The sequence below is a fragment of the Haloterrigena salina JCM 13891 genome (genome assembly GCF_000337495.1).
In the GTDB taxonomy this organism is placed as follows: Archaea; Halobacteriota; Halobacteria; order Halobacteriales; family Natrialbaceae; genus Haloterrigena; species Haloterrigena salina.
The window spans coordinates 14,867-36,889 of the sequence record NZ_AOIS01000047.1; the positions used below are offsets into that span (position 1 = coordinate 14,867).

Here is a 22,023-nt window from a genome sequence, read left to right on the forward strand (position 1 = left end):
GTCAGCGCGGCGAAATTAGTGGAACCGGCGGTACGCTGCTCGGTGGGACGGCAAACACAGCAAGCGTTATCGGGGTCGCCCTCACCGGTTTAGGCATGACCGAGTTCGCCAATCGGGTCGAGCAGGTGTCGATCAGCGGGATCCGCGAAGTGTTCGAAGCCGCCAGCGAGGACGCGATCAACCTCGGGCTGGGACAGCCGGACTTCCCGACGCCCGCCCACGCTCGCCGCGGGGCGATCGAAGCGATCGAGTCGGGCCACACGGACGCCTACACCTCGAACAAGGGCACGCGCAGCCTCCGGGAGGCGATCTCGGCGAAGTACGACCGAGACTACGACCTCGAGATCGATCCCGAGGACGTCATCGCGACCTCGGGCGGCAGCGAGGCGCTGCACCTCGTCCTGCAGGCCCACGTCGATCCGGGCGAGGAGGTCATCTTCCCGGATCCCGGCTTCGTCTCCTACGACGCCCTGACCGAGATCGCCGACGGGACGGCCAAGCCGGTGCCGCTGCGCGAGGATCTCACCCTCGATCCCGCGACGGTCGAGGAGGCCATCACCGACGACACCGCCGTCTTCGTCGTCAACAGCCCCGCGAACCCGACCGGCGCGGTCCAGAGCGAAGCGGACATGCGAGAGTTCGCCCGTATCGCCGACGAACACGACGTGCTCTGTCTCTCCGACGAGGTCTACGAACATATCGTCTTCGAGGGCGCACACCACTCGCCGATGGAGTTCGCCGAGACCGACAACGTGGTCGTCGTCAGCGCCTGTTCCAAGACCTACTCGATGACCGGCTGGCGGTTGGGCTGGGTCGCCGCCTCTAACCGCCGAATCGAGCGGATGCTGCGCGTCCACCAGTACGGCCAGGCCTGCGCCTCCGCGCCCGCCCAGTACGCCGCCGAGGCGGCGCTTACGGGCCCACAGGAGCCGGTCGAGGAGATGGTCGAGACGTTCGAACGGCGACGCGACCTCGTCGTCGACGGCCTCGAGGACGCCGGCCTCGAGGTGCCGACGCCCGAGGGGGCCTTCTACGCGATGCCGAAGGTGCCCGAGGGCTGGTGTGACGAAGTGCTGGACCGCGGCGTGGTCGTGGTGCCGGGCGACGCCTTCGGCGAGCACGGTGAGGGGTACGCCCGACTCTCGTACGCGACGGGCACCGAGGATCTGAAGGAGGCCCTCGAGATCATCGACGACGCGACGCGAGCGGTTCGATAGGATCCGAGAACGGGGTCGGTGCCGGCGATCGGCCGGTCACTTCGACGATCGACCGACGACTCGAGGCGCCTCCTCGGGGTCTCGGAGGCACTCCGCGGGGAGTTCGTCCCGCCGGCCGTCCAAGAGTTCGATGACCGGTCTGATCTCGTCGAATCGGCGGCCCCGTGTCACGCGATGCTCGTCCCGATCCCACTCGACGTACCCGTAGTCGTCCAGTTTCGGGAGGTGAATGTGGTGGGCGCGAAGGAGCGCTTCGTCGGCGTCCGGTACCGCTCGGGAACTCGAGAGGTGCCTGCGAAGCAGCCCGTCGTTCGACTCGGCGATCTCCCACGAGGTGCCGGCGGGCTGTGAGACCCGCTGTGACGCGTGATCCAGCAGGTCGATCAGCAGCTCCCGCCGATAGCCGTCCGCGAGCGCGTCGAACATGCGGTCGGTCATTCGGTGTTTCACCCTGCAATTCCGTAACACGCCTAATGCCGTTAAACGGGCGACATTTTCATCGCCGACCGTTGTTTTGAGTAACCGAGTGACAAAACGACGTCTCGTTCCTACTGCGCGAACTCCTCGAGGATCGTCTCACAGAAGGCCTCGAGATCGTCCGGGTTCCGACTCGTGATCAGGCCGTCGTCGACGACGACCGCCTCGTCGGCCCACTCGCCGCCGGCGTTGCGGACGTCGGTCTGGAGGCTGTGGTAGGACGTTAGTTGCTTGCCGTCGACGACGTCCGCCTCGACGAGCGTCCACGGGCCGTGACAGATGACGGCCGTCGGATTGCCGGCCTCGACGTGCTGGCGGAGCAGGTCGACGCCCTCGTCGTGGGTCCTGAGGGTGTCCGCGCCGACGGTGCCCCCGGGGACGATCACCGCGTCGTAGTCGTCCGCGGAGACCTCGTCGAAGGACTTCTCGATCTCGTAGCGCTCGCTCTCCTCCAAGTCGTTGTTCACCGTCTGCCCCTCGCCGGTCTCGCTGCCGACCACGTCGACCGTCGCGCCGGCATCGGTGACGAGGTCCTTCGGTTCGACGAACTCCACCTCCTCGGTGCCCTCCTGTGCGAGGAACACCGCGACCGACACGCCCTCGAGTTCGCTGCCGTCGACGTCGATATCTACCATGTGTTCGATCAGGGGCGGCGATCGGACAAGCGTTTGACTTGCTGATGCAGCCGCGACGATTCGAGCACTCGTCGACCGCGCGAGCCGCCGGGAACTGTAGCCTTATACGCCTCTGCGGGCATGATACCAACGAGATGCGCGCTGTACGCCTTCACGACCACGGCGACGCGGACGTACTGCAGGTAGACGACATCGACCGACCCGAGCCCGGCGAGGACGAACTGCTCCTCGAGGTGGCCGCCGCGGGGATCAACCCCGTCGACACCTACTTCCGGGACGGCTCGTACGAGCCGGTCGGCGTACCCTTCACGCCGGGCGTCGACTTCGCCGGCGTCGTCGCCGAGACCGGCGCGGGCGTCGACGGCTTCTCGGCGGGCGACCGCGTCTTCGGGACCGGCATCGGCAACGGCGGCTTCCAGGGCGCCTACGCCGAGTACGCGACCGTCCCGACGGACAGGGTAGTTCACCTGCCGAACGGCGCGGACCTGTCCGAGGCCGGCGCGGCGGGCGTCGCCGCCGTCACCGCCTGGCGCGCGCTGGTCGACCACGCGGCGCTCGACCCCGCCGAGTACTGTCTGGTCCACGGCGGCTCCGGCGGCGTCGGTCACGCCGCGGTCCAGATCGCCGACGCGGTCAGCGCCCGGGTCATCACCACCGCTTCGGAGGAGTATCACGAGACCCTCGAGGACCTCGGCGCCGAAACGGTCCTCGACTACGGGCGCGACGACCTCGCGGACGCCGTTCTCGAGGCCAGCGACGGGGGCGTCGACGCCGTGTTAGACCACCGACTGGACGACTACCTCCAGTTCGACGCGGACGTCGCCGCGACCGGCTGTCGCGTCGTCGGAATCGGCGAGAACAGCCCCGATCCGGGCTTTTCGAACGACGGGGCCGCCCGCTCGAAGGACGTCAGCTACCAGTTCATGAGCATGTTCAACACGCCGGACCTGCGCGTCCCGCTGCGCGGCGTCGCCCACCTCATGGCGACCGACGAGCTGTCGATCGAACTCGCGCGGACGTACGACCTCGAGGAGGCCGCCCAGGCTCAGCGCGACGTGATGAACGACAGCGTCCTCGGAAAGTTGGTCCTCGAGCCGTAACGCGACCACGTTCGGGGGTTCGAGGCGATTATGTGACGACGCGATAGCGACCTCCGCTGCGCTGTCCAGTTCGCTATCTACTACAGCACAACAGTTCGCTGCTCGCTCGAGAAACTCGCCGAAATCCGTTATCGGAGCGGTCCGCAGACGGCCTCCTGCCGGTCCAGCAGCGTGCGGCCGCGCTCGCGGAGGGTGAGCGTCTCCGTCTCCGAATCGTAGTCGATCGCGCCCGCGGCGGCCAACTTCGGGACGTGAAGGTGGTGCAGCGAGATTCGAACCTCCCGTACGTCCCGCGAGGAGACGCCGGCGAGGTCCGAAATCGCTCCCGGATCGGGGGCCCGCGCTTCGGTCGCGATCGCTTCCGCGACCTCGGACAGCGTCGCGGTGCCGTCGGCGCGCTCGAGGGAGCGCAACAGCGTCCGTCGCCGCTGATCGGCCAACAGACCCATCACCGTATCGACGTCCTCGCCGCTGAAATCGTCGACATCGGAGCTCGCGGACGGAGAATTGCTGGGCGGAATCATACCCCCTATAGACGTCGCACGGTATTTAACCGATCTGTGAGTGCGATCGAAACACACGGCCGGCACCGATCGAAATAGCGACGGTGGCGTCGGTATCGTGAAGTTTCTCGTGAGCGAACGGATCAGACGAGATCGGTGACCACTTCCATCGTCGTCGCTTTCTCCGTCTCGGTCATCTCGTTGACGAAGCCGATCCGAACCGCGTCGACGCCCTCAATGGCCGCGTACTCGTCGACCCACTCTCGGACCTCCTCGGGCGTCCCTGCGGGGGCGAGGTCGTCCAGTACCTCGTCGGGGAGGGCCGCGGCCATCGCGTCCGTGTCTCGCTCGTCCCAGGCGGCCCGAACGTCCGCGACGACGTCGGCGTACCCTTGCTCGGCGACCGAATCGCCGTAGTAGGGGCCGTAGGCGCCGAGCATGAACGCGATCGTCGATCGCGCCTTCGCTCGCGCGGTCTCTCGGTCCTCGCTGGCGATCCCGCGGACGATGGGGGCCACGCGCAGGTCGTCGAGGCTCTTGTCCGCGAGTTCGGCGCCGCGCTCGAGGTCGTCGAGGCGATCCTCGAGGCCTGCTTTCGTAAAGAGCTGGGGCGCCCAACCGTCGCCGAAGCGGCCGGCCATCTCGGTGGCTTTCGGGCCGAGCGTCCCGAGGTCGATCGGCGGTGGGCTCTCGGGCACCTCGCGCTCGTAGTTGAGTCCGGCGATGTCGAAGATTTCGCCCTCGTAGGCGGGATTCCCGTCGTCGTAGACCGACCGGATCACCTCGATGGCCTCGCGCGTGCGCCGGAGCGGCCGGTCGAACTCGAGGCCGTGCCAGCGTTCGGTGATCGCGGGCGAACTCGGGCCGAGGCCGAGGCGGAATCGCCCGTCCGAGGCCTCGTGTATCGTCAGCGCCGTTTGGGCGAGCAGCGCCGGCGAGCGGCCGTACGGCGAGACGACGTCGTTGGAGATGCCCAGTTCCTCAGTGCGGTCGGCGGCTAGCGTCAGCGGCGGCACGATGTTCCAGCCGGTCGTCTCGCCGACCGTGATGCGGTCGAAGCCCAACTCCTCGGCCCGCACGGCGCGGTCGGCGACGTCCTGCGGTCGCTCGTAGTCGTTAAGCCGCACCAGCAGATCCAGTTCGGCGTTCACGCTGCTCCCCTCCCTGTCGGTGAAATCGGTCGGCGTTCTGGCATCGTTCCGTACCGCGTCACGGATTCACATAAAATTGGAGCGTTGTAGTCCGGTCACGCGAGCGCCCCGTCGGAGATCGCCCCGCGATCGCTATCGGGGACGGTCTCGAGAGCCCACTCGTCGGACTCGGATCTACAGTTCGGAGAGTTCCGTCTCGCCGTCCGGCGTGCGATACCGGGCGAGCACGGATCGCTCGGCGTCTTCGGGGCTCACGTCCTTGTCGACGGCGTAGACGGTGTAGGTGCAGTGATCGCGCGTGAACTCGACGGTGGCGTAGCCGTGGCGGTGCCAGTCGACGTGCTCGAGGTGCTCGTTTGCCGCCTTCGTCAGCGCTGTGAGGGAGTCGTCGTCCCACTCGGCGGGGAAGTCGACGACGTCGGCAGCGTTGACGCTCGAGATCGCGGGCGTCATCAGTTCGACGCCGATGCGGTCGTACGTCCGGAATGGCTCGATCTCGCCGTAGCCCGCTTTGACGTAGCCGGCCAGCGACGCGTGAAGGTCGCCGGTCAGCACGACGAAGTTTCGCGGATCGGCGTCCGCGACGTGTTGCATGAGTTCCCAGCGCTCGTGCTGGAAGCCGTCCCACGAGTCGTGGAACAGTTCGATCTGAGACCAGCCGTCGCCGACGGTCAGGGGCATCGTCAGCACTTCGTTGGCCCAGACCGTCCAGACGGCGTCGGACTCGCTGACCCAGTCCTTAAAGTAGCGTTTCTGCTCGCGACCGAGCATCGTCCGACCCTGCGCTTCTTCGTCCGTGCAGGTGATCCGAGCGTCGCCACAGGGCGGACCGTCCCGGTAGAGACGTTCGTCGGTGACGGTCAGATCCACGAGGTCGCCGAACTGGAGGTCCCGCCACAATTGGATCTGATCCTGCAGCTCCGGTTCGGTCGGATCGAACTCGACGCGGGCGGGAACGTACTCGACCCACGCCTGGATGCCGTCGGCCGTGATCTCCATCGCCGTCTCCGGCCGCTCGCCGCCGTCCTTGTCCGGGAGAACCGGCGTATTCGCATCGTCGTCCCAGTATCGGTTGTTACCGATTTCGTGGTCGTCCCAGCCGTGGATAACCGTGTGTCGCTCGAGTCCCTTCTGGAGGAATTCGTTCCCCTTGTAGATCCGGTAGAGCGTCCGGAAGTCGGCCAGCGACTCCGCCAGATCGGCGCCGCTGGGGAGGTCGATGTCGCGTCCGTCCGCGATCCCCGTCGTCGGCGAGGTGTAGGAGCCGTCGGCGGACTCGTAGATGAAGTCGCCGAGGTGGACGACGAAGTCGACGTCTTCGGACGCGATATGACGGTAGGCTCCGTAGTATCCGTTCTGATAGTCCTGACAGGTCAGGACCGCGAACGACAACGAATCGGGGCGTGCGTCGGGCGCCGGAAGCGTCCGACAGCGACCGGTGCGCGTGGCGACGCCGTCGTAGACGAACCGGTAGTAGTAGTGCCGGTTCGACTCGAGGACCCCGTCGAGGTCGACTTTGACCGCGTAGTCGTGTGCGCTCGAGAGTCGGTCGGCGGGCACGGTTCCCTCGTAGACCACGTCTTCGAAGTCGTCGTCGGTCGCGACCTGCACGCCCGCCGGCTCTCCGGAGACGACCGCGTCGGGGGCGACCCGCGTCCAGAGGATGACGCCGCTCGGGGTCGGCCCGCCGCTGGCCACGGACTGCGGAAACGTCGCGTCGGGATCAGCCGTTCCGTCGACAGCGAAGACGCTCCGGTCGCCGACCGACTGCGCAGCGACCGGCTGTACGACGTTTCGCCGGGCGAGGATCGCCGCGAGCCCGCCAGCGACCGAGGTGGTGCCGATACTCTCGAGAAAGCCGCGTCGATCCGTCCGTCGCCGTGTGCCGTCTCGTTCGGGCATACGGTTGTACTCGCCGAAAACGGTGAAGTAATATTATAATTCGTATACCTTAACCGATGTATTCGTGAGTTACTCTCTGAGAAATACGTACGGCTACGTTCGAGCGAACGGCGCGCGGCGATCCTCGCGTCGGAAACGGTGTCGAGGGTGTCCCGTCGAAACGTCCGCCGCGTCCACCGATATCGATTCGCGTTCGACGTCACCTCTCGGGTCGGTCCTGCAGGGAGTCCAGACAGAGCAGTCCCGCGCGGGCCTGGATCGCGACGAGTTTCCAGATCGGGATCGTCTCGTAGTCGAGTTGCGCTCGGATATCCTCGAGTCGCTCGAAGAAGACGTCCTCGAGCGCGGCTTTCGTCTCAGCGAGCGTCTCGCGAGCGTCCTCGTCGGCGCTCATCGCGGCGTGATCGATCGACCGTAACAACATGCCGAGGTACGTCAGCAGATGATACTGTCTGAGGTAGCGTTCGTCGACGTGCTCGGCGACGGTCGCCGGCCTGTCCGTCTCCGCGGCCGATTCCGCCCACTCGAGTTTCGACTCGTCGACGTGTTCGAAGTGGACGGCGACGCCCGACGCCTCACGCGCCATCGGCCCGTCCGGGAGGTGCTCGCTGACGGAGTCGACCGCGCTCTTCATCGCCTCAAGGATCGGCCGCCGGTTTCGAACTCCCTCCCGAATGACGTCCTCGCGGGAGCGATCCAGTTCGCTCCGATCCTCGATCCGCGGGTCGTAGAAGTACGGCAGTTCGACGGCGAACTCGACGACGTCGTCGGTGAAGCGGCTGGCGTAGTCGTAGGCGTTGCCGCCGAGGAGTTCGGCGTCGAGTTCGGGGTCGTCGTCGGTCTCACGCGCGTCAAACCGGTCGGCGAAGGTCGGAAGCCGATAGACCGCGTCGTCGAGTGCCTCGTCATCGAACCGTTCCGGTTCGCCCAGATCAAGCGGGACCCCGTACGCCTCCGGAAGTGACGTGAGCGCGTCGTAGAGCGGGGCGTGCGGTTCGGTGAAGAGGAAGTAACAACCGCCGAAGGCGGCGTTGTGGAAACTGTAGATAAACTCCGGTCGATAGCTCTCGATCAGATCGGCCAGCGCGCGCGTCGACGGAATCGGGTCGTCGTACGAGTAACCCTCGCGTTCGACGGGGAACGTGGCCTCGACCTGCTCGTCCGGCGGCGGTCGGTAGAAGTTCTGCGCGTAGTTCGAGAGCGTAAACGGCCCGTCGAACCAGCCCTCGTTGAGCCGGACGCCGTCAGGATCGGCGACCGGCATACAGACGAACTGGTAATCGAGCGACGCCCGTAACTCGTCGTTCGTCGCGAGTTCGTGGAGCAGGAAGTCGATCGTCATCGACCCGATCGGTTCGTTCGGGTGGGGCGCGCCGAACAGGAGCGCGCTCCGGTCGCCGTCGCCGACGGTGACCGTCCACAGCGTCTCGCCGTTCGCGCTCTCGCCCCGTTCGTCGTACTCGAGGTGATCGTGCTCGGCCGCGAGCGCCCGGTCGCGCTCGCGGTGTTCGTCCACCGTGAAGAACGACTCGTAGCGGGGAATCGCGCCGTCGATCCATTCGAACGTGCGCGTCGGCGCCGCCGGTGAACCTGTCATATGTAGTTCATTTATGCGCGTCCCGCAATAAATGCCACCGCCTATTCTATGGAAGAAAGAATCGACGCGTCGCCCGGTCGGCTCGCGTCGCAACGGGACTGAACGCGACTACGGAGGCGTCGACCCGTCGTCCTCGAGAATCTCCGTACAGACCTCCATCGCCGCCTCGAGGTGATCGTCGGCTCCCTCGTGGCCCGTTTCGTCGACTTCCGCGAGCAGGTGCTGAATCTTCTCGACTCGCTCGAGGACCGTCGTCCGATCGAGGTCGCTCGTCGCCACGTCGGCGGCGACGGCTTCGGCCTCGCCGAGCCAGCGGTTCGCCGTCCGATCGATCGGCAACTCGGCGGTCGCCTCGAGGTGGCGGTGGAGTTCCTGTGCCCGTTCGCGAAGCGACTCGTCGGTCATACGTACCGATACGGCGGGGAGTCCCGTAGTGGTGTCTTTCGGCAACTCTCGAAGCAGTGGGAAATATTGATGCGGGTAGTGGATAATGTGCCCGTATGACACACGACTGCTCGTTCCTCGAGGACCTCGACCTCGCGGACGACCAGCTCTCGTTCGCGGAGGGACGCCGAGACTCGCACGCGACCGATTTCGGCACCGAGCAGAGCGGCGGCGTGTTCCCGGACGCGGTCGTCTACCCCGAGCGCACGGCCGACGTCTCGGCGATCCTCGAGGCCGCGACCGAGCGCGGCGTTCCCGTCACGCCCTACGCGGCCGGCACGGGACTCGAGGGCAACGCCGTCCCGGCCCGCGGCGGGATCAGTCTCGATCTGACGCGGATGGACGATATCGTCGACTACCGGCCCGACGACTTCCAGATCGACGTCGGGCCCGGGATCATCGGCTCGGCCGTCGACGAGCACGTCGCACCGGACGGTCTCTTCTTCCCGCCGCTGCCCTCCTCGGGCGACATCTCCACGATCGGCGGGATGATCGCGACCGACGCCAGCGGGATGCAGACGGTCAGATACGGCGAGGTTGCCGACTGGGTGCTCGGCCTCGAGGCCGTCCTCGCGGACGGCACCGTCGTCGAGACCGGGTCGCGGGCGAGCAAGACCTCGAGCGGCTACAACCTGACCGACCTGCTCGTCGGCAGCGAGGGGACGCTGGCGGTGGTCACCGAGGCCACCCTCGAGTTGTCGGGCCGGCCGGAACAGATCCGCGGCGGACGGGCCATCTTCGAGACGCTCGAGGACGCGGCCGAGGCCATCTCCGAGGCGGTGCGCACCGAGGTCGACGTCGCCAAGATCGAACTCGTCGACGGGCTGAGTGCCCGGATGGCGAACCGCTACCTCGGCGGCGACCTCCCCGACGCGCCGATGGTCTTCCTCGAGTTCCACGCCAACCACGGGATCGCGACGGAGATCGACCTCTGCCGGACTATCTTCGAGGGCCACGGCGTCCGCCAGTTCGAAGTGAGCGCCGACGAGACGGCGATGGCCGACCTCTGGGAGGCCCGCCGGGAGCTGGCGTACGCCATGCGGAACTACGAACCGGAGCTCGAGCCACTCCACCCCGGCGACGTAACGGTGCCGATCAGTTCCTACCCCGAGATCGTCCGCGAGGTCAAACGGCTCGCCGACGAGCACGACCTCCTCGTCCCCTGTTACGGGCACGCGGGGGACGGCAACCTCCACTACAGCCCCCTCGTCGATTTGGACGATCCCGACCAGCTCGAGCGGGGCGAACGAGTCTACCGCGAGGTCGTCGAGCGGGCGATCGAGATGGGCGGCACCGCAACCGGCGAACACGGCATCGGCCAGGGGAAACGAAAGTACCTCGAGCCGGAACACGGCGCGGGCGCCGTCGACGCCATGCGGTCGGTCAAACACGCGCTCGATCCGACGGGGACGCTGAATCCGGGGAAACTCTTCCCGGAAACCGAAGCCGGAGAGGACGTGCGGCGGCCGCGGCGCTGACAGCGCGGGCTCGAGTCGCCGCCCCTCATCCCTCGTCGGTCGCCTCGACGAATTCGACGCCGGTAATCTCGAACCGCGCGCCGCCGCCGTCGGCGTCGCTCGCCGCGATCGACCAGCCGTGGTGATCGACGACGTCGGCGACAATCGACAGACCGAGTCCCGTTCCCCCGTCGCCGGTCGTGTATCCCGGCTCGAAGAGGCGGTCGGGTTCGTCCGCGAATCCCCGACCCGTGTCCGCCACGTAGAACCCGTCCTCGAGCGCGCCGACGGTGACGGTGACGGCGCCGCCGTCGCGTTCGACCTGCCGGCGAGGCCGCGACTCGAGGGACGCAGAGCCGTGTTCGACGGCACCCTCGGGAGTATCAGGTTCCGGCTGGTCTACTGAATTGTGTTCCACGCTGTCCTCGGGAGCGTCAGCGACCGAGGGCTCGGAAGTCGTGGAGCGTCTTCCGTCGTCCCGACGAGCGTGCGAGTCGGGGCTCGTGGAACCACGTTCCACGGCGTCCTCCTGAGCCCGCGAGTCAGGGCTCGTCGAGCCATACTCGACACTGTCGTCGGCCTGCGGCCGACTATCCGTGGAACCGTGTTCAACACTGTTCCGAAAGAGGTTCTCGAGCAACTGGCGGAGCTGCGCGGGATCGGCGCGGATCGTCCGATCGTCGGCGACCGTAAGCGCGGCGTCGCCCGTGTCGACCGTCTCCCAGGCCGCCCTCGCCGCCGGCTCGAGGGCGACGGGTTCGGGCTCGAGGGCGGCCTGCCCCTGGCGGGCGAGCGTCAGGACGTCGTCGATCAGTTCCTCCATCCGCTCGTGAGAGCGAGCGATCGTGCGGACGTGCTCGGGATCGTACTCCTCCTCGAGTAAGTCGAGGTAGCCCTTCGACACCGTCAGCGGGTTACGCAGGTCGTGGCTGACCACGCTGGCAAACTCGTCGAGCTTGCGGTTCTTGCGCTCGAGTTCGCGCTCCCGTCGGACGCGATTGGTCACGTCGTGGACGACGATCGTCCAGCCGAGGGGGCCGCCGCGGCCGTCGATGGGCGAGGCCGAGAGCTCGTAGGTACGACGCTCGGCGCCGTCATCGAGCGAGAACTGGGCATCGTGACCGTCGCCGTCCTCGGAGGGCGCGTCGATCACCGTGTCGACGTCGACCGTCGGAACGACGTCGTCGACGGGGGTACCGACGAGCGCGTCGCGGTCCCGATCGAACAGACGCTGTGCGACGGGGTTGCTGTCGATGATCCGACGGTCGGCGTCGACGACGAGCACGCCGTCCTCGAGGTTGGCGACGACCTCGTTGCGCGCGATCGGCGCGAGTTCGAGGAGCCGGTAGCGGTAGAGACCGAACGTGATCGCGAGCCCGGTGATCGTCAGCCCGATCGGGGTCGTCCCGATGATCTCGAGGGACGAACTCGCGACGACGGCCGACGCCCAGGGAACCGCCACCGCGACGAGGACAGCGATCCCCTGCCAGCGGTGGAGGCTGTTGCTCTGGACCGCGACGTCGAGGACGATGAGAGCGGTGGCCGCGAGACAGAGCGTCGCGTACGCGAGGTGGACGAACAGGCCGAGGTTCGGCTCCGCGGTGACGACCGTCGCCGGACCGGCCCACGGGACGTTCAGCGGGACCGCCGCCTCGATGGGCGGCCCCCACAGGACGCGGGTCCGGCCGTTGAGCGCCAACAGGCCGATCATGACCAGCGGCTCGACCGCCAACAGGCCGAGTCGGCGACGGGTGAGCCAGCGGTCCCGACCCGTGTACTTGAGGGCGAAAACGAGAACCAGCGTCGGGATGAGGGCGGCAGGGACCCACTGGAGGTCCGCCCAGCGGGCCTTCCAGACGAACGCCGTCGACTCGATCTCGAGGACGTGCGTTCCCAGCCAGAACGCGACGCTCGCCATCAGCGCGGAGAGAGGGACCGAACCGGCGGCTGGACGCGACCGCCACGCCGCGACCGCGGTCCCGACGGCGACGACGAGGGACAGCAACAGCACGATGCTGTACGGGTTGATCATCCAGCCCATCCGTGATACCTCTCTCTGCACCAACGACGTTCAAGTGTCTACCGGCCTACTGTTGCGAGACTGATGCGGCCGGCCCCTCGATCGGCCGTCGTCCGCCCTCGAGGGCCCGGCCGTTCGGCGCTCGGCTCAGTCGTGGACCAGCACGTCGAGGACGTCCGGGCCGTCCCGGGCCAGCGCGTCCGCGAGCGCCTCGTCGATTTCGTCGGGGGTTTCGACGAGTTCGGCGCTGGCGCCGTGGCTCTCGGCGTTTCGGACGAGGTCGACGCCGGGCTCGAAGTCCATGCCGACGAACTCGTAGTCCTCCTCCTCGCCGCCCATGAGGTGGAGGGTGTTGTCCTTGAGGATGCGGTAGTTGCGGTTGTCCGAGATGACGACCGTCAGGTCCAGATCGTAGCGGGCGGCGCTGTAGATCGAGTGGGGGTAGTACTGGTAGGAGCCGTCGCCGATGAAGCCGACCACGTCGCGAGGGTCGTCCCGCTGGGCCTCCGCGACGGCCGCGCCGACCGCCGCCGGGAGGCCGTAGCCGAGGCCGCCGCCCTTGTTCGAGATGTACTGCTCGGGCGCGAGCTCCCACCGCGTCAGCATGGCGTACTTCGAGGTGACGCCCTCGTCGACGATGGCGGCGTCGCCCGCGACGCGCTCCATCGCGTCGACCAGTTCGGCCTTCGAAGCACGCGGGTCGTCCTCGCCGTCGTCGGCCTCGCCGTAGCCCGACATCTTGGCCGCGACCAGTTCCGTCACCTCGGCGACCGACTCGAGGCGGTCGGCCACGACGTCGTCGGAGAGTGTGCCCTGCACGCGCTCGGTCAGTTCCTGCATGACCAGCCCGGGATCGCCGACGACGGCCGCGTCGGCGGGCTGGTTCTTGCCGACCTCCCAGGCGTCGTCACTGAGGTGGATGCAGGTCGTCTCCGGATCGACCAGTGCCTCCTCGTGGCGGGTCAGCGTCGTGTTCGTCGAGACGCCGGCGAAGCAGATCGTGTCGGTGTCCATCAACGTCGCGGCGGCGTCCTCGCTGGTCGGCAGGTAGGAAACCCACTGGTCGTGGTCGGTCGGGAAGTCAACCTCGCAGGAGAGGATCTCGCCGTGGACGCGGGCCCCCGTCGACTCCGCGAGTTCGACCGCCGCGGCGACGGCGTCGGCGCCCGAGCGGGCGACGTGGTCGCCGACGACCAACGCCGGCTCGTCGGCCTCGGCCAGCAGGTCGGCGGCCCGCTCGAGCTGTGCGGGGTCGCCGCTGCCCGCGTTCGGGATCGGTCCCAGCCGCTCGGGCTCGGCGTCGGTCTCGGCCATCGTGACGTCGAGCGGCAGCGCGAGGAAGACGGGGCCAGTCGGGGGCGTCATCGCGACCCGGAACGCCCGTCGCAGCATCGTCGGCAGCGCGGCGACGTCTAACACCTCGTCGGACCACTTGCAGAACTGGCGGGCCATGTCGGCGAGTCGGCCCGAGAGGATCGGCTCCTCGTGGCGGAAGTCGGTGCTGTGGTTACCCGCGGTGACGACCAGCGGTGCACCGGCGACCTTAGCCGCGTAGAGGTTCCCCAGTCCGTGAGCCAGCCCCGGCGCGATATGGAGGTTCGCCACCCCGACCGGCGTGATCGAGTCGTCGTGGTGGGCGTGGTACCGCTGGCGTTGGGCATAGCCGCCGGCCATCCCCACCGCGATGTCCTCGTGGAGCCCGAGTCGGTACTCGAGGTCGCTCTCGCCGATCGCTTCCACGATCGGCAACTCCGTCGTTCCCGGATTCCCGAAGACGTAGTCGACGCCGTAGGACTCGAGCGCGTCCGTGAAGAGATCGGCTCCGGTATACCCCTCTGTCATGCCCGTCAGTGGCACGGGACGGCACATCAAACTGTGCGTTACGGAGCGACGCGCCGGTTGCGGAGAGTACCGGCCCGAATCCGCGGCGAGCGTATCGGGGGTTCAAGAGCGCCCGACCCGCAGCGAACGGCGTGCCGGCCCGGGTATTATACATCAGTTCGTTGTCGCTCGAGTATGGCCCTCGCGAGAACCGGCACGGGCCCGCGAGCGACGGCGCGAGCGTTCCTGTCGCAGGTCCACCCCGTCTTCATGACGCCACCGGTCGCAGCGGCGCTGTTCGGTGCGGTCCTCGCCGGGCGGATCGAGGCGACGCTCGCGGCGATCCACGCCGTCGCGATCTTCGCCGCGGTCTACACGGCTCACGTCAAGGACGGCTACGTCGACTTCCACGTTCGCGGCGAGGACGACGAGCACCCGCTGACCGAGCGAGGGTGTCGGCTGGGGTTAGCGCTTTCGACGACGGTCTTCGCCGCCTGCTGCGTGCTCCTGTGGGCGCTCGTCGATCCGATCGCGGTCGCCCTGACGCTGCCCACGTGGCTGATCGCCTACCACCACGCGCCGCAGTTGGACACGAACCCGCTTACCGCGACGACCGGCTACCCGCTCGGGATCGCCCTCGCGATCCTCGGCGGATTCTACGTGCAGGCCGGCGCGATCACCGCCGTCGCGCTGGGGTTCGCCGTCGTCTTCCTCGTGCTCCTGTCGGGAGTCAAGGTCATCGACGACGCTCAGGACTACGACTACGACCGGTCGATCGAGAAGCGAACCGTCGCCGTCGCCATCGGGCCGGACCGTGCGTACGTGCTGGCCTACGGGCTGATGCTGACGGCCCTGCTGGCCGTCCTCGCCTTCGCCGTCGCTCGCGTCTTCCCGCCGACGACGGCGCTGGCCGCGCTCGCCTTCGGCGCGGTCGCGCTCGTCGCCCGCCGCGCGGAGCCGACCGTCGCCACGATGTTGCTCGTCCGCGGCTCCTACGTCTTCCTCGCCGTGCTCGTCACCGCCGTCTGGTTCGAGCCGCTCGCTGGCGTCGGGTTCCCGTGAAGAAATTGTGACGAGTCGGCGACGGCACCGCTTACCCCTCGTCGGACGACTTCGGCGGCTTCCAGTCCATTTTGAGGGAGATCGTTTCGTGCGAGCCCCGCAGGATCGATGACCGCTCGCGGACGCCCAGCTCGTAGGCGATCGACTGCGACGGCCGGAGGTCAACTGTCTTGTTCCCCGTCCGAACCGACGCCGGGCCGTCGCCCTCGAGTTCGTCGGCCAGTTCGCGGAGTCGTTCGGCGACCTCGTCGCGCGTGAGTTCCTCGGCGGAAAGGGTCTTGTCCACCATACGGAACTCTCCAACGAATTCCATCAAAAACGATGTGCCTAACGAGGTCGACCTCGAGTTGCGGGGCGCCCGGAACCGTCGGTCGAGCCCCAAAGAGACGCCAGAACAATTTTGGTATCGAAGTCGTGTACAATGGTAATGGGCGATACCGTTCGGATTCTTCTCGTCGACGACGACCCGGGTCTCGCCGAATTAGCCGCGACCGTTCTCGAGCGGGAGGACGACCGGTTCAGCGTCGAAACGGTCGCCGACGCCGACGAGGGGCTCGCGTTCCTCGCCGACTACGAGGTCGACTGCGTCGTCTCGGACTACGACATGCCCGGTCGGGACGGGATCGCGTTTCTCGAGGCCGTCCGCGCGGACTACCCCGACCTGCCGTTTCTCCTGTTCACGGGCAAGGGCAGCGAAGCGGTCGCCAGCGAGGCGATTTCGGCCGGCGTCACCGACTACCTCCAGAAGGAGTCTACCACCAGTCAGTACGCGGTGCTGGCAAACCGGATCGGCAACGCCGTCGAACAGTATCGAGCGAGACGCGCCATCGAGGACGTCGAGCGGAAACTCTCTCAAATCGCCGAGAACACGAACGACGTGCTCTTTCTGTTCGACGGCGACTGGAGCGAACTGCTGTTCGTCAACTCCGCGTACGAAGCGATCTGGGGCCGGCCGATCGACACCCTTCGGGAGGATTCCGAGTCCTTCCTCGACGCCGTCCACCCCGACGACCGGGAGCGCGTGCGCCGGTCGATGGAGCGGCTCTCGAACGGCGCGGAGGACGAGATGGAATACCGCGTGGTTCGCCCCGACGGCGAACGGCGGTGGGTTCGCGCCGAGACCAAGCCGGTCTTCGACGGCGAAACCGTCTCCCGGATCGTCGGCTTCGTCCGCGACATCACCGACCGAAAGCGACGCGAGCGGGAACTCGAGCGGACGAGCGACCTCCTCGAGAAGACCGAGCGCATCGCCGACGTCGGCGGCTGGGAGCTCGATACGGACACGAGGGACGTGTTCTGGACGGACCACCTCTTCGAACTGCTGGGGTACGACGAGGTGCCCTCGCTGGAGGAGGCCCTCTCGGTCTACCACGAGGACGACCGCCCGGCCGTCGAACGCGCCGTCGAAGCGGCGCTCGACTACGGCGACCCCTTCGACATGGAAGTGCGGGCGCGACGACCGGACGGCGAGATCCGCTGGCTTCGCGTTCAAGGCGTTCCGACGGTCGAAGACGGGACGGTCGTGACGCTCCGCGGCGCGGTTCAGGACATCACCGACCGGAAGGAGCGCGAACGCGATCTCGAGCAGGCCCGCGCGGAGTACGAGGAACTGATCGACGGGATGAACGACACGGCCTGGGTTATCGGTCCCGACCAGACGTTCCTGACGGTGAACGACGCCGCCGTCGAAACGCTCGGCTATTCGAAGGCGGAACTGCGTTCGATGCGCCCGCACGAGATCGACGCGGGCCTCGACGACGAGGAAATCACGACCCTCATCGAGGAGATGCCGGAGAACGAGGTGCAGGTCTTCGAGACGGTCCACGAGACGAAGTCCGGGGAAACGTTCCCCGTCGAGATCAGTTCCAGTATGATCTCCTACCGGGGGGAGACGGCGGTGTTGAGCATCGGACGGGACATCTCGAGTCGCAAGGAACGCGAGGAGCAACTGGCGGAGTTCGCGTCCGTCGCGAGCCACGATCTCCGAAACCCGCTCACCATCGCTCAGGGCCGACTGGAACTGGCCCGGGAGGACTGCGACAGCGAGCACCTCGACGAGGTCGCGCGGGCCCACCAACGGATGAGCGAGTTGATCACGGATCTACTGTCGCTGGCCAACGACGGCGAGCGAATCGGGGAGACGGAACCGGTCGCCCTCGACGCGTTCGCCCGGCGCTGTTGGGACCACGTCGCGACCGCCGAGGCGACGCTCGTCGTCGATCTCGACCGGACGATTCGGGCCGATCGAAGCCGTCTCCGGCAGCTCTTCGAGAACCTCATGCGGAACGCGATCGAACACGGCGGCGCTGACGTAACGGTCGCCGTCGGCGGATTCGAGGACGGTTTCTTCGTGGAAGACGACGGCGACGGAATCACCGAGACGCAACGCGAACGAGCGCTCGAGTCCGGTTACTCGACCGCCGAGGACGGAACTGGGTTCGGCCTCTCGATCGTCGAACAGGTGGCCGACGCCCACGGCTGGGACGTCCGCGTGACCGAGGGCGCCGACGGCGGCGCGCGGTTTGAAATCACCGGCCTCGAGCGAACCGACTGAGCGGAGACGGCGGACGGGATCGATCGACGAGAATCGGGATCGGAACTGTCGGTCGAGCGTTCGTGCCCGCGGTGCTAATCACTGCTTCAGAGGGCTATTACAGCCGTCGAGCACCCAAGAAGTATGTTCACCGAATTGTAACTACGACCGATGCCCACCCGGTTGGACGTAGTCGCAGTCGGCTGTCTCTCGAGCGGACTGTTCGTAGCGACCCTCATCGCCCCTCGTTCCCCGAGTTGCCGGTCTCGTCGTGTACCGACGTCGGGTACACAGGTAGCGGGCCGCCCGGCGGGTTCGAGTTCTACGGGTTTCACCGCGGCTGGGCGGTGTACTCGCCGGACGGGGGCGTGAATCGATGCGATACGCCGATCGTGACGATCGCAGTTGCGTTACTCGGTATCGGGAGCGCGAGTCTCGGTTACGAGCGCTCGCAGCGGTAGCTCGTTTTATCCCGGATTCGGGCAACATCGGTGTCAGACCACCAACTACTATACGAGACGACGCTCGATATAGTACCATGGCTGAAGCAGTACGGAGTTTCTTTGCGGAAACGGAGAATACGAGGCTTCGCAGTGCGTTAGTTCTTCTTCTGGGTTCCGGTCCGCTGCTATTCCTGTTTCTCACGAACCCCGAGATCGCGAATCCGTACTACGTATTCGGACTCGGGATAACGGCTGCGGCAGTTCTCACTGGAGTGTTTCTTCTTATTTCTTCTCAGATGGGTAGTTGTTGATCTATCCGCCGACACAGCTCGCTGTGCCCGGCTAAAACGCAAATACTGAGCCATATTATTGTCACATTGTCAGTTCGTACTCACGATCTTGATTGCCACATCTGAGTACACACAGTGTACACAACCTATAAACTCCATTTTGGTTCGGACCGATTTTCCGTGGTCACTACAGATACAAATTTACCGAAATAGTACGGCATAGAGTCACATAGGTGGGTGAATTATTTAGGATTGCTAACGGAAAAGCGGGTATGGACTGCGTGTTTTGTTCAATTGCTGAAAGGGAAGAGGACGCTGTAGTTGTGGATGAAACCGACGAAACGATAGCGTTTGCCCCCCTTAATCCGATCTCCGAGGGGCACTTACTAGTGATTCCGAAAGCCCACTACGAGAATTTGTTTGACGTTCCAGACCCGACGCTTCGTGCGGTAATGAAACACGCAAAATCTATCGCAAGACGACTCCGTGCTGATGATTTCGACGGTGTAAACCTTCTACACGCCAGCGGAAAAGCCGCCCAACAATCTGTACCACATTTCCATATCCACCTTGCTCCACGCCGCTCTGACGATAGATTAGACCTCTGGCCCGAGAGTACGTTTGAAGAGTCCGAGTTTAACCGAATCTACGAAGACATTCGAGCGATGCTCGAAGACGAAGATTCACTGTAGCCGTATTAATGATAAGTCTCCGTCCTGTACTAATCACTTCACTAGACTAAAACATAAGATCTATATATTTGACTATTTTCAATTAATTCTCACAATATTGATCAATACGTCTGAGTGCACACAGTGTACGCAAGAGATAAGTCCGGTCTAGTCGCGTCTGCTGTGGGGGATAGAGTGTAAGGAGTTGATAGCAAGGATTACACTGGTGCGAGCTAAACGGAGGAACGAATGGCTGACTCGTTTTGGTACCCGTCAGTCGGCGACGTTCTCGCTATCCACGACGACATTGTATCAGAGTATTCCGACACGCACGCTGGCGTCTAGAATCATGGCGATATCGAGTTTGCCCTGAACTACGTCGAGAACGGGAGTTTCGAGACGATACCCGAGACGATTCACGAGAAAGCGTTTCACCTTCTCCGACTGTTAGTAGCGAACCACCCGTTCGTCGACGCAAACAAGCGCACTGCGCTCAACACAACGGTCGTGTTCTACTTCCTCAACGGATATCGATTCACATACGACGACGAAGTCCGAACGATCCTCAAGCAGTTCGGCACCGATCAGACAACCGTCGACGAAGCGGAAACCATCGAATACCTTCGTTCTCACACCGAAGAGATCAACCTCGTGGGTGAGATCGGACAATGGCGCGACGACCTCATCCAGTACGGACTGGATGAACTAACCGGTGGCTCGTCTAACCCGAACGATTAACCGCAGTCGGGACGATAATCTAAACATGGCGACCGAGGAAGGTTCGGAGTCCGGCTCCCCGCTCGATGAGGTGATGGACGACATCCGACGAGAACTCGTCCAGCGAGTAGCAGCCACAGACCGGGACGCGAACCGAGATATCTACGACGCGCTCGAAAACGAATAACGCGCTACGGTTCCAGTTTTATCAGTTCGTACTCACGATCTTGATCACGTCGCCCTCCTCGAGTTCGTACTCCTCGCCGACCTCTCGGTTCGTCTTCGCGTTGACGGCGTGGAGGTAGCCGTCGCCGATGTCGGAGTGGACGGCGTAGGCCAGATCGACGGGCGTCGAGCCGTCGGGCAGCAGGAAGGCGTCGGGCAGAACGTTGCCGCTGCCGTCGGACCACTTCGCGGCGTCCTCGACCGGGTAGGCGGTGAGGTGCTCGAGCAGGTCGTAGACCGCGTAGTTCAGCGCACCCTGGACGCCGGTGCCGCCGTGCTCGGCCATCGTCTCGGCCAAGTCCTCGAGGGCGCCGCGCTGGGCGTCGTTGACGTCGTCGCCGATCTCGAGGGTCTCGTCGCCGGGGTCATAGTCGACCAGTCCGTTGTCGGCGGCCCGTCGAAGGGCGAGTTCGCCCTCGGCGGTCGTGGGGATGACCGGCTTGTCGAGGTCGAGCAGTTTCTCGACGTTCTCCTCGGGGGCGACGTCGATCTTGTTCGCCGCGACGACGATCGGTTTGGTTCGCTCGCGGACCAGTCGCGCGAGTTCCTCGCGGTGGTCGTCCTCCCACTGGATCGGGTCCTCGGGGTAGTCGAGCTCTCGGAGGACGATAGCGATCTGTTTGGGCGAGGCGCCGAAGCCCGAGAGCATGTCCGCGAGGACGTCGTCGATGTCGAAGTCGGGAGAGCGGGACTTGCGCTCGACGGACTCCCAGTTGCGCTCGACGATGCCCGCCAGCCAGAGGTCCATCTCCTCCTCGACGAAGTCGATGTCCTCGAGCGGGTCGTGCTCGCCGATGTCGACGGGTTCGCCCTTCTCGTTGGTCCCGCCGGAGGCGTCGATCACGTTGACGATCACGTCCGCGTTCGTGAGTTCGTCGAGGAACTGGTTGCCCAGCCCCTTCCCCTCGTGGGCACCCGGCACCAGCCCCGCCACGTCGATCAGTTCGATCGGGACGTAGCGCTTGCCGTCCTCGCAGTTGTCGGCGTTACAGCGCTTCTCGCGCTCGAGGCAGGGACACTCCGTCCGGACGTAGCTGACGCCGCGGTTGGCGTCGATCGTCGTGAAGGGGTAGTTGGCGACGTCGACGTCGGCCATCGTCGCCGCGGTGTAGAACGTGGACTTGCCGGCGTTGGGCTTTCCGGCAAGCGCGATCGAAAGCATACCGTTCGGTACTCGCGTGGCGCAAAATTGCCTTTCGATTGGGAACTCCCCGACGGCGGGCGCTACCCGCCGAGAGGCGTTCGACTCGAGCGTCCGGGGTGACAAAGAACGAAGCCGCTGCGCGTCGTACCGGTCGGCATGCCGACGATCGAGTTTCGCGGACGGGAAATCGAGTGCGAACGCGGACGAATCCTCCGCGACGTCCTCCTCGAAGCGGACGAGTCGCCGCACAACGGTGGTGCAAACTGGCTCAACTGTCGCGGACACGGCACCTGCGGGACCTGCGCCGTCGCGATTGAGGGCGACGCGAGCGAACCGACCGCGGCCGAACGGCGCCGCCTCGCCATCCCACCGCACGATCCCGACGCCGGGCTTCGACTGTCGTGCCAGACGCGAGTCGAGGGCGATCTCGAGGTCCGAAAGTACGACGGCTTCTGGGGCCAGCGGGTTCCGGACGGCGAAACATCCGCGGCGTCGGACGATCCGACGGCGCCTACGGACGAGCGCTGATCGGTCGACCTTCGACTGACGGGTCACGGCTTTCCCTGCGACGACGCCACTGTCGAACGTCAGTACGACGACTTCATCGGCGAATT

19 protein-coding genes and 1 pseudogene are annotated in these 22,023 nt (G+C 65.7%); 9 read left to right on the forward strand and 11 right to left on the reverse strand.

The window, feature by feature from the left end:
• Positions 1–95: 95 nt before the first annotated feature.
• Positions 96–1,217 (forward strand): pyridoxal phosphate-dependent aminotransferase, encoded by a 1,122-nt coding sequence (locus tag C477_RS13815; protein ID WP_008895122.1) that lies wholly within the window; start codon positions 96–98, stop codon positions 1,215–1,217.
• Between the two features lie 36 nt (positions 1,218–1,253).
• Here C477_RS13815 and C477_RS13820 read toward each other — a convergent pair whose 3' ends face one another.
• A complete protein-coding gene (locus C477_RS13820) occupies positions 1,254–1,655 on the reverse strand; it encodes a hypothetical protein (protein WP_008895123.1) in 402 nt (133 codons plus the stop codon).
• A gap of 110 nt (positions 1,656–1,765) precedes the next feature.
• Entirely contained in the window at positions 1,766–2,329 is a 564-nt protein-coding gene (locus tag C477_RS13825; protein ID WP_008895124.1) for a type 1 glutamine amidotransferase domain-containing protein, read from the reverse strand.
• 134 nt (positions 2,330–2,463) lie between these two features.
• Between C477_RS13825 and C477_RS13830 the strand changes: the two genes are divergently transcribed.
• Positions 2,464–3,429, forward strand: coding sequence for an NADPH:quinone reductase (locus C477_RS13830; protein WP_008895125.1), 966 nt, complete (start codon positions 2,464–2,466; stop codon positions 3,427–3,429).
• Between the two features lie 128 nt (positions 3,430–3,557).
• Here C477_RS13830 and C477_RS13835 read toward each other — a convergent pair whose 3' ends face one another.
• From C477_RS13835 to C477_RS13855, 5 genes are all read right to left on the reverse strand, one after another.
• Positions 3,558–3,953: a DUF7344 domain-containing protein gene (locus C477_RS13835; protein WP_008895126.1), complete on the reverse strand. Its 396-nt coding sequence runs from the start codon at positions 3,951–3,953 to the stop codon at positions 3,558–3,560.
• A gap of 122 nt (positions 3,954–4,075) precedes the next feature.
• Complete coding sequence (locus C477_RS13840) at positions 4,076–5,083, reverse strand: TIGR04024 family LLM class F420-dependent oxidoreductase (protein WP_008895127.1); 1,008 nt, start codon at positions 5,081–5,083, stop codon at positions 4,076–4,078.
• A gap of 174 nt (positions 5,084–5,257) precedes the next feature.
• A complete protein-coding gene (locus tag C477_RS13845; RefSeq protein ID WP_008895128.1) occupies positions 5,258–6,985 on the reverse strand; it encodes an alkaline phosphatase D family protein in 1,728 nt (575 codons plus the stop codon).
• 199 nt (positions 6,986–7,184) lie between these two features.
• Entirely contained in the window at positions 7,185–8,582 is a 1,398-nt protein-coding gene (locus C477_RS13850; RefSeq protein WP_008895129.1) for a M14 family zinc carboxypeptidase, read from the reverse strand.
• A 108-nt stretch (positions 8,583–8,690) separates the two neighbouring features.
• Positions 8,691–8,987, reverse strand: coding sequence for a hypothetical protein (locus tag C477_RS13855; RefSeq protein ID WP_008895130.1), 297 nt, complete (start codon positions 8,985–8,987; stop codon positions 8,691–8,693).
• A gap of 95 nt (positions 8,988–9,082) precedes the next feature.
• On the opposite strand from C477_RS13855, the gene C477_RS13860 reads away from it, so the two are divergent.
• On the forward strand, positions 9,083–10,504 hold the full coding sequence (locus tag C477_RS13860) for an FAD-binding oxidoreductase (protein ID WP_008895131.1): 1,422 nt from the start codon (positions 9,083–9,085) through the stop codon (positions 10,502–10,504).
• 25 nt (positions 10,505–10,529) lie between these two features.
• Here the strand turns inward: C477_RS13860 and C477_RS13865 are convergent, their stop codons facing one another.
• Both C477_RS13865 and C477_RS13870 read right to left on the reverse strand, forming a co-directional pair.
• On the reverse strand, positions 10,530–12,545 hold the full coding sequence (locus tag C477_RS13865) for a histidine kinase N-terminal 7TM domain-containing protein (RefSeq protein ID WP_239641880.1): 2,016 nt from the start codon (positions 12,543–12,545) through the stop codon (positions 10,530–10,532).
• Between the two features lie 105 nt (positions 12,546–12,650).
• On the reverse strand, positions 12,651–14,345 hold the full coding sequence (locus C477_RS13870; protein ID WP_008895133.1) for a thiamine pyrophosphate-binding protein: 1,695 nt from the start codon (positions 14,343–14,345) through the stop codon (positions 12,651–12,653).
• Positions 14,346–14,519: 174 nt separating this feature from the next.
• Between C477_RS13870 and C477_RS13875 the strand changes: the two genes are divergently transcribed.
• A complete protein-coding gene (locus tag C477_RS13875; protein ID WP_008895134.1) occupies positions 14,520–15,386 on the forward strand; it encodes a UbiA family prenyltransferase in 867 nt (288 codons plus the stop codon).
• Between the two features lie 31 nt (positions 15,387–15,417).
• Here the strand turns inward: C477_RS13875 and C477_RS13880 are convergent, their stop codons facing one another.
• Positions 15,418–15,675: an amphi-Trp domain-containing protein gene (locus C477_RS13880; protein ID WP_008895135.1), complete on the reverse strand. Its 258-nt coding sequence runs from the start codon at positions 15,673–15,675 to the stop codon at positions 15,418–15,420.
• Between the two features lie 138 nt (positions 15,676–15,813).
• Here C477_RS13880 and C477_RS13885 point away from each other — a divergent pair, with 138 nt between their 5' ends.
• The 4 genes and pseudogenes from C477_RS13885 (at position 15,814) to C477_RS24145 (ending at position 20,227) form a co-directional block, all read left to right on the forward strand.
• Entirely contained in the window at positions 15,814–17,940 is a 2,127-nt protein-coding gene (locus tag C477_RS13885) for a hybrid sensor histidine kinase/response regulator (protein WP_008895136.1), read from the forward strand.
• Positions 17,941–18,924: 984 nt separating this feature from the next.
• A complete protein-coding gene (locus C477_RS22950; RefSeq protein ID WP_008895138.1) occupies positions 18,925–19,344 on the forward strand; it encodes an HIT family protein in 420 nt (139 codons plus the stop codon).
• A gap of 228 nt (positions 19,345–19,572) precedes the next feature.
• Positions 19,573–20,061: pseudogene (locus tag C477_RS24560) on the forward strand (type II toxin-antitoxin system death-on-curing family toxin).
• A 25-nt stretch (positions 20,062–20,086) separates the two neighbouring features.
• Positions 20,087–20,227: a hypothetical protein gene (locus tag C477_RS24145; RefSeq protein WP_008895140.1), complete on the forward strand. Its 141-nt coding sequence runs from the start codon at positions 20,087–20,089 to the stop codon at positions 20,225–20,227.
• Positions 20,228–20,248: 21 nt separating this feature from the next.
• Here the strand turns inward: C477_RS24145 and C477_RS13900 are convergent, their stop codons facing one another.
• Positions 20,249–21,427: a redox-regulated ATPase YchF gene (locus tag C477_RS13900; protein ID WP_008895141.1), complete on the reverse strand. Its 1,179-nt coding sequence runs from the start codon at positions 21,425–21,427 to the stop codon at positions 20,249–20,251.
• Positions 21,428–21,565: 138 nt separating this feature from the next.
• Here C477_RS13900 and C477_RS13905 point away from each other — a divergent pair, with 138 nt between their 5' ends.
• The gene (locus C477_RS13905) at positions 21,566–21,937 is read left to right on the forward strand and encodes a 2Fe-2S iron-sulfur cluster-binding protein (RefSeq protein ID WP_008895142.1); all 372 of its coding nucleotides are present in this window, start codon (positions 21,566–21,568) and stop codon (positions 21,935–21,937) included.
• Positions 21,938–22,023 lie beyond the last annotated feature (86 nt).

What these genes read in the sequence shown, in the direction of transcription:
- C477_RS13905 (WP_008895142.1), top strand. Translation starts at nt 21,566, where the DNA reads ATGCCGACGATCGAGTTTCGCGGACGGGAAATCGAGTGCGAACGCGGA.
- C477_RS13885 (WP_008895136.1), top strand. Translation starts at nt 15,814, where the DNA reads ATGGGCGATACCGTTCGGATTCTTCTCGTCGACGACGACCCGGGTCTC.
- C477_RS13815 (WP_008895122.1), top strand. Translation starts at nt 96, where the DNA reads ATGACCGAGTTCGCCAATCGGGTCGAGCAGGTGTCGATCAGCGGGATC.
- C477_RS13830 (WP_008895125.1), top strand. Translation starts at nt 2,464, where the DNA reads ATGCGCGCTGTACGCCTTCACGACCACGGCGACGCGGACGTACTGCAG.
- C477_RS13900 (WP_008895141.1), bottom strand. Translation starts at nt 21,427, where the DNA reads ATGCTTTCGATCGCGCTTGCCGGAAAGCCCAACGCCGGCAAGTCCACG.
- C477_RS13855 (WP_008895130.1), bottom strand. Translation starts at nt 8,987, where the DNA reads ATGACCGACGAGTCGCTTCGCGAACGGGCACAGGAACTCCACCGCCAC.
- C477_RS13870 (WP_008895133.1), bottom strand. Translation starts at nt 14,345, where the DNA reads ATGACAGAGGGGTATACCGGAGCCGATCTCTTCACGGACGCGCTCGAG.
- C477_RS13820 (WP_008895123.1), bottom strand. Translation starts at nt 1,655, where the DNA reads ATGACCGACCGCATGTTCGACGCGCTCGCGGACGGCTATCGGCGGGAG.
- C477_RS13860 (WP_008895131.1), top strand. Translation starts at nt 9,083, where the DNA reads ATGACACACGACTGCTCGTTCCTCGAGGACCTCGACCTCGCGGACGAC.
- C477_RS22950 (WP_008895138.1), top strand. Translation starts at nt 18,925, where the DNA reads ATGGACTGCGTGTTTTGTTCAATTGCTGAAAGGGAAGAGGACGCTGTA.
- C477_RS13880 (WP_008895135.1), bottom strand. Translation starts at nt 15,675, where the DNA reads ATGGTGGACAAGACCCTTTCCGCCGAGGAACTCACGCGCGACGAGGTC.
- C477_RS13850 (WP_008895129.1), bottom strand. Translation starts at nt 8,582, where the DNA reads ATGACAGGTTCACCGGCGGCGCCGACGCGCACGTTCGAATGGATCGAC.
- C477_RS13825 (WP_008895124.1), bottom strand. Translation starts at nt 2,329, where the DNA reads ATGGTAGATATCGACGTCGACGGCAGCGAACTCGAGGGCGTGTCGGTC.
- C477_RS24145 (WP_008895140.1), top strand. Translation starts at nt 20,087, where the DNA reads ATGGCGACCGAGGAAGGTTCGGAGTCCGGCTCCCCGCTCGATGAGGTG.
- C477_RS13835 (WP_008895126.1), bottom strand. Translation starts at nt 3,953, where the DNA reads ATGATTCCGCCCAGCAATTCTCCGTCCGCGAGCTCCGATGTCGACGAT.
- C477_RS13875 (WP_008895134.1), top strand. Translation starts at nt 14,520, where the DNA reads ATGGCCCTCGCGAGAACCGGCACGGGCCCGCGAGCGACGGCGCGAGCG.
- C477_RS13845 (WP_008895128.1), bottom strand. Translation starts at nt 6,985, where the DNA reads ATGCCCGAACGAGACGGCACACGGCGACGGACGGATCGACGCGGCTTT.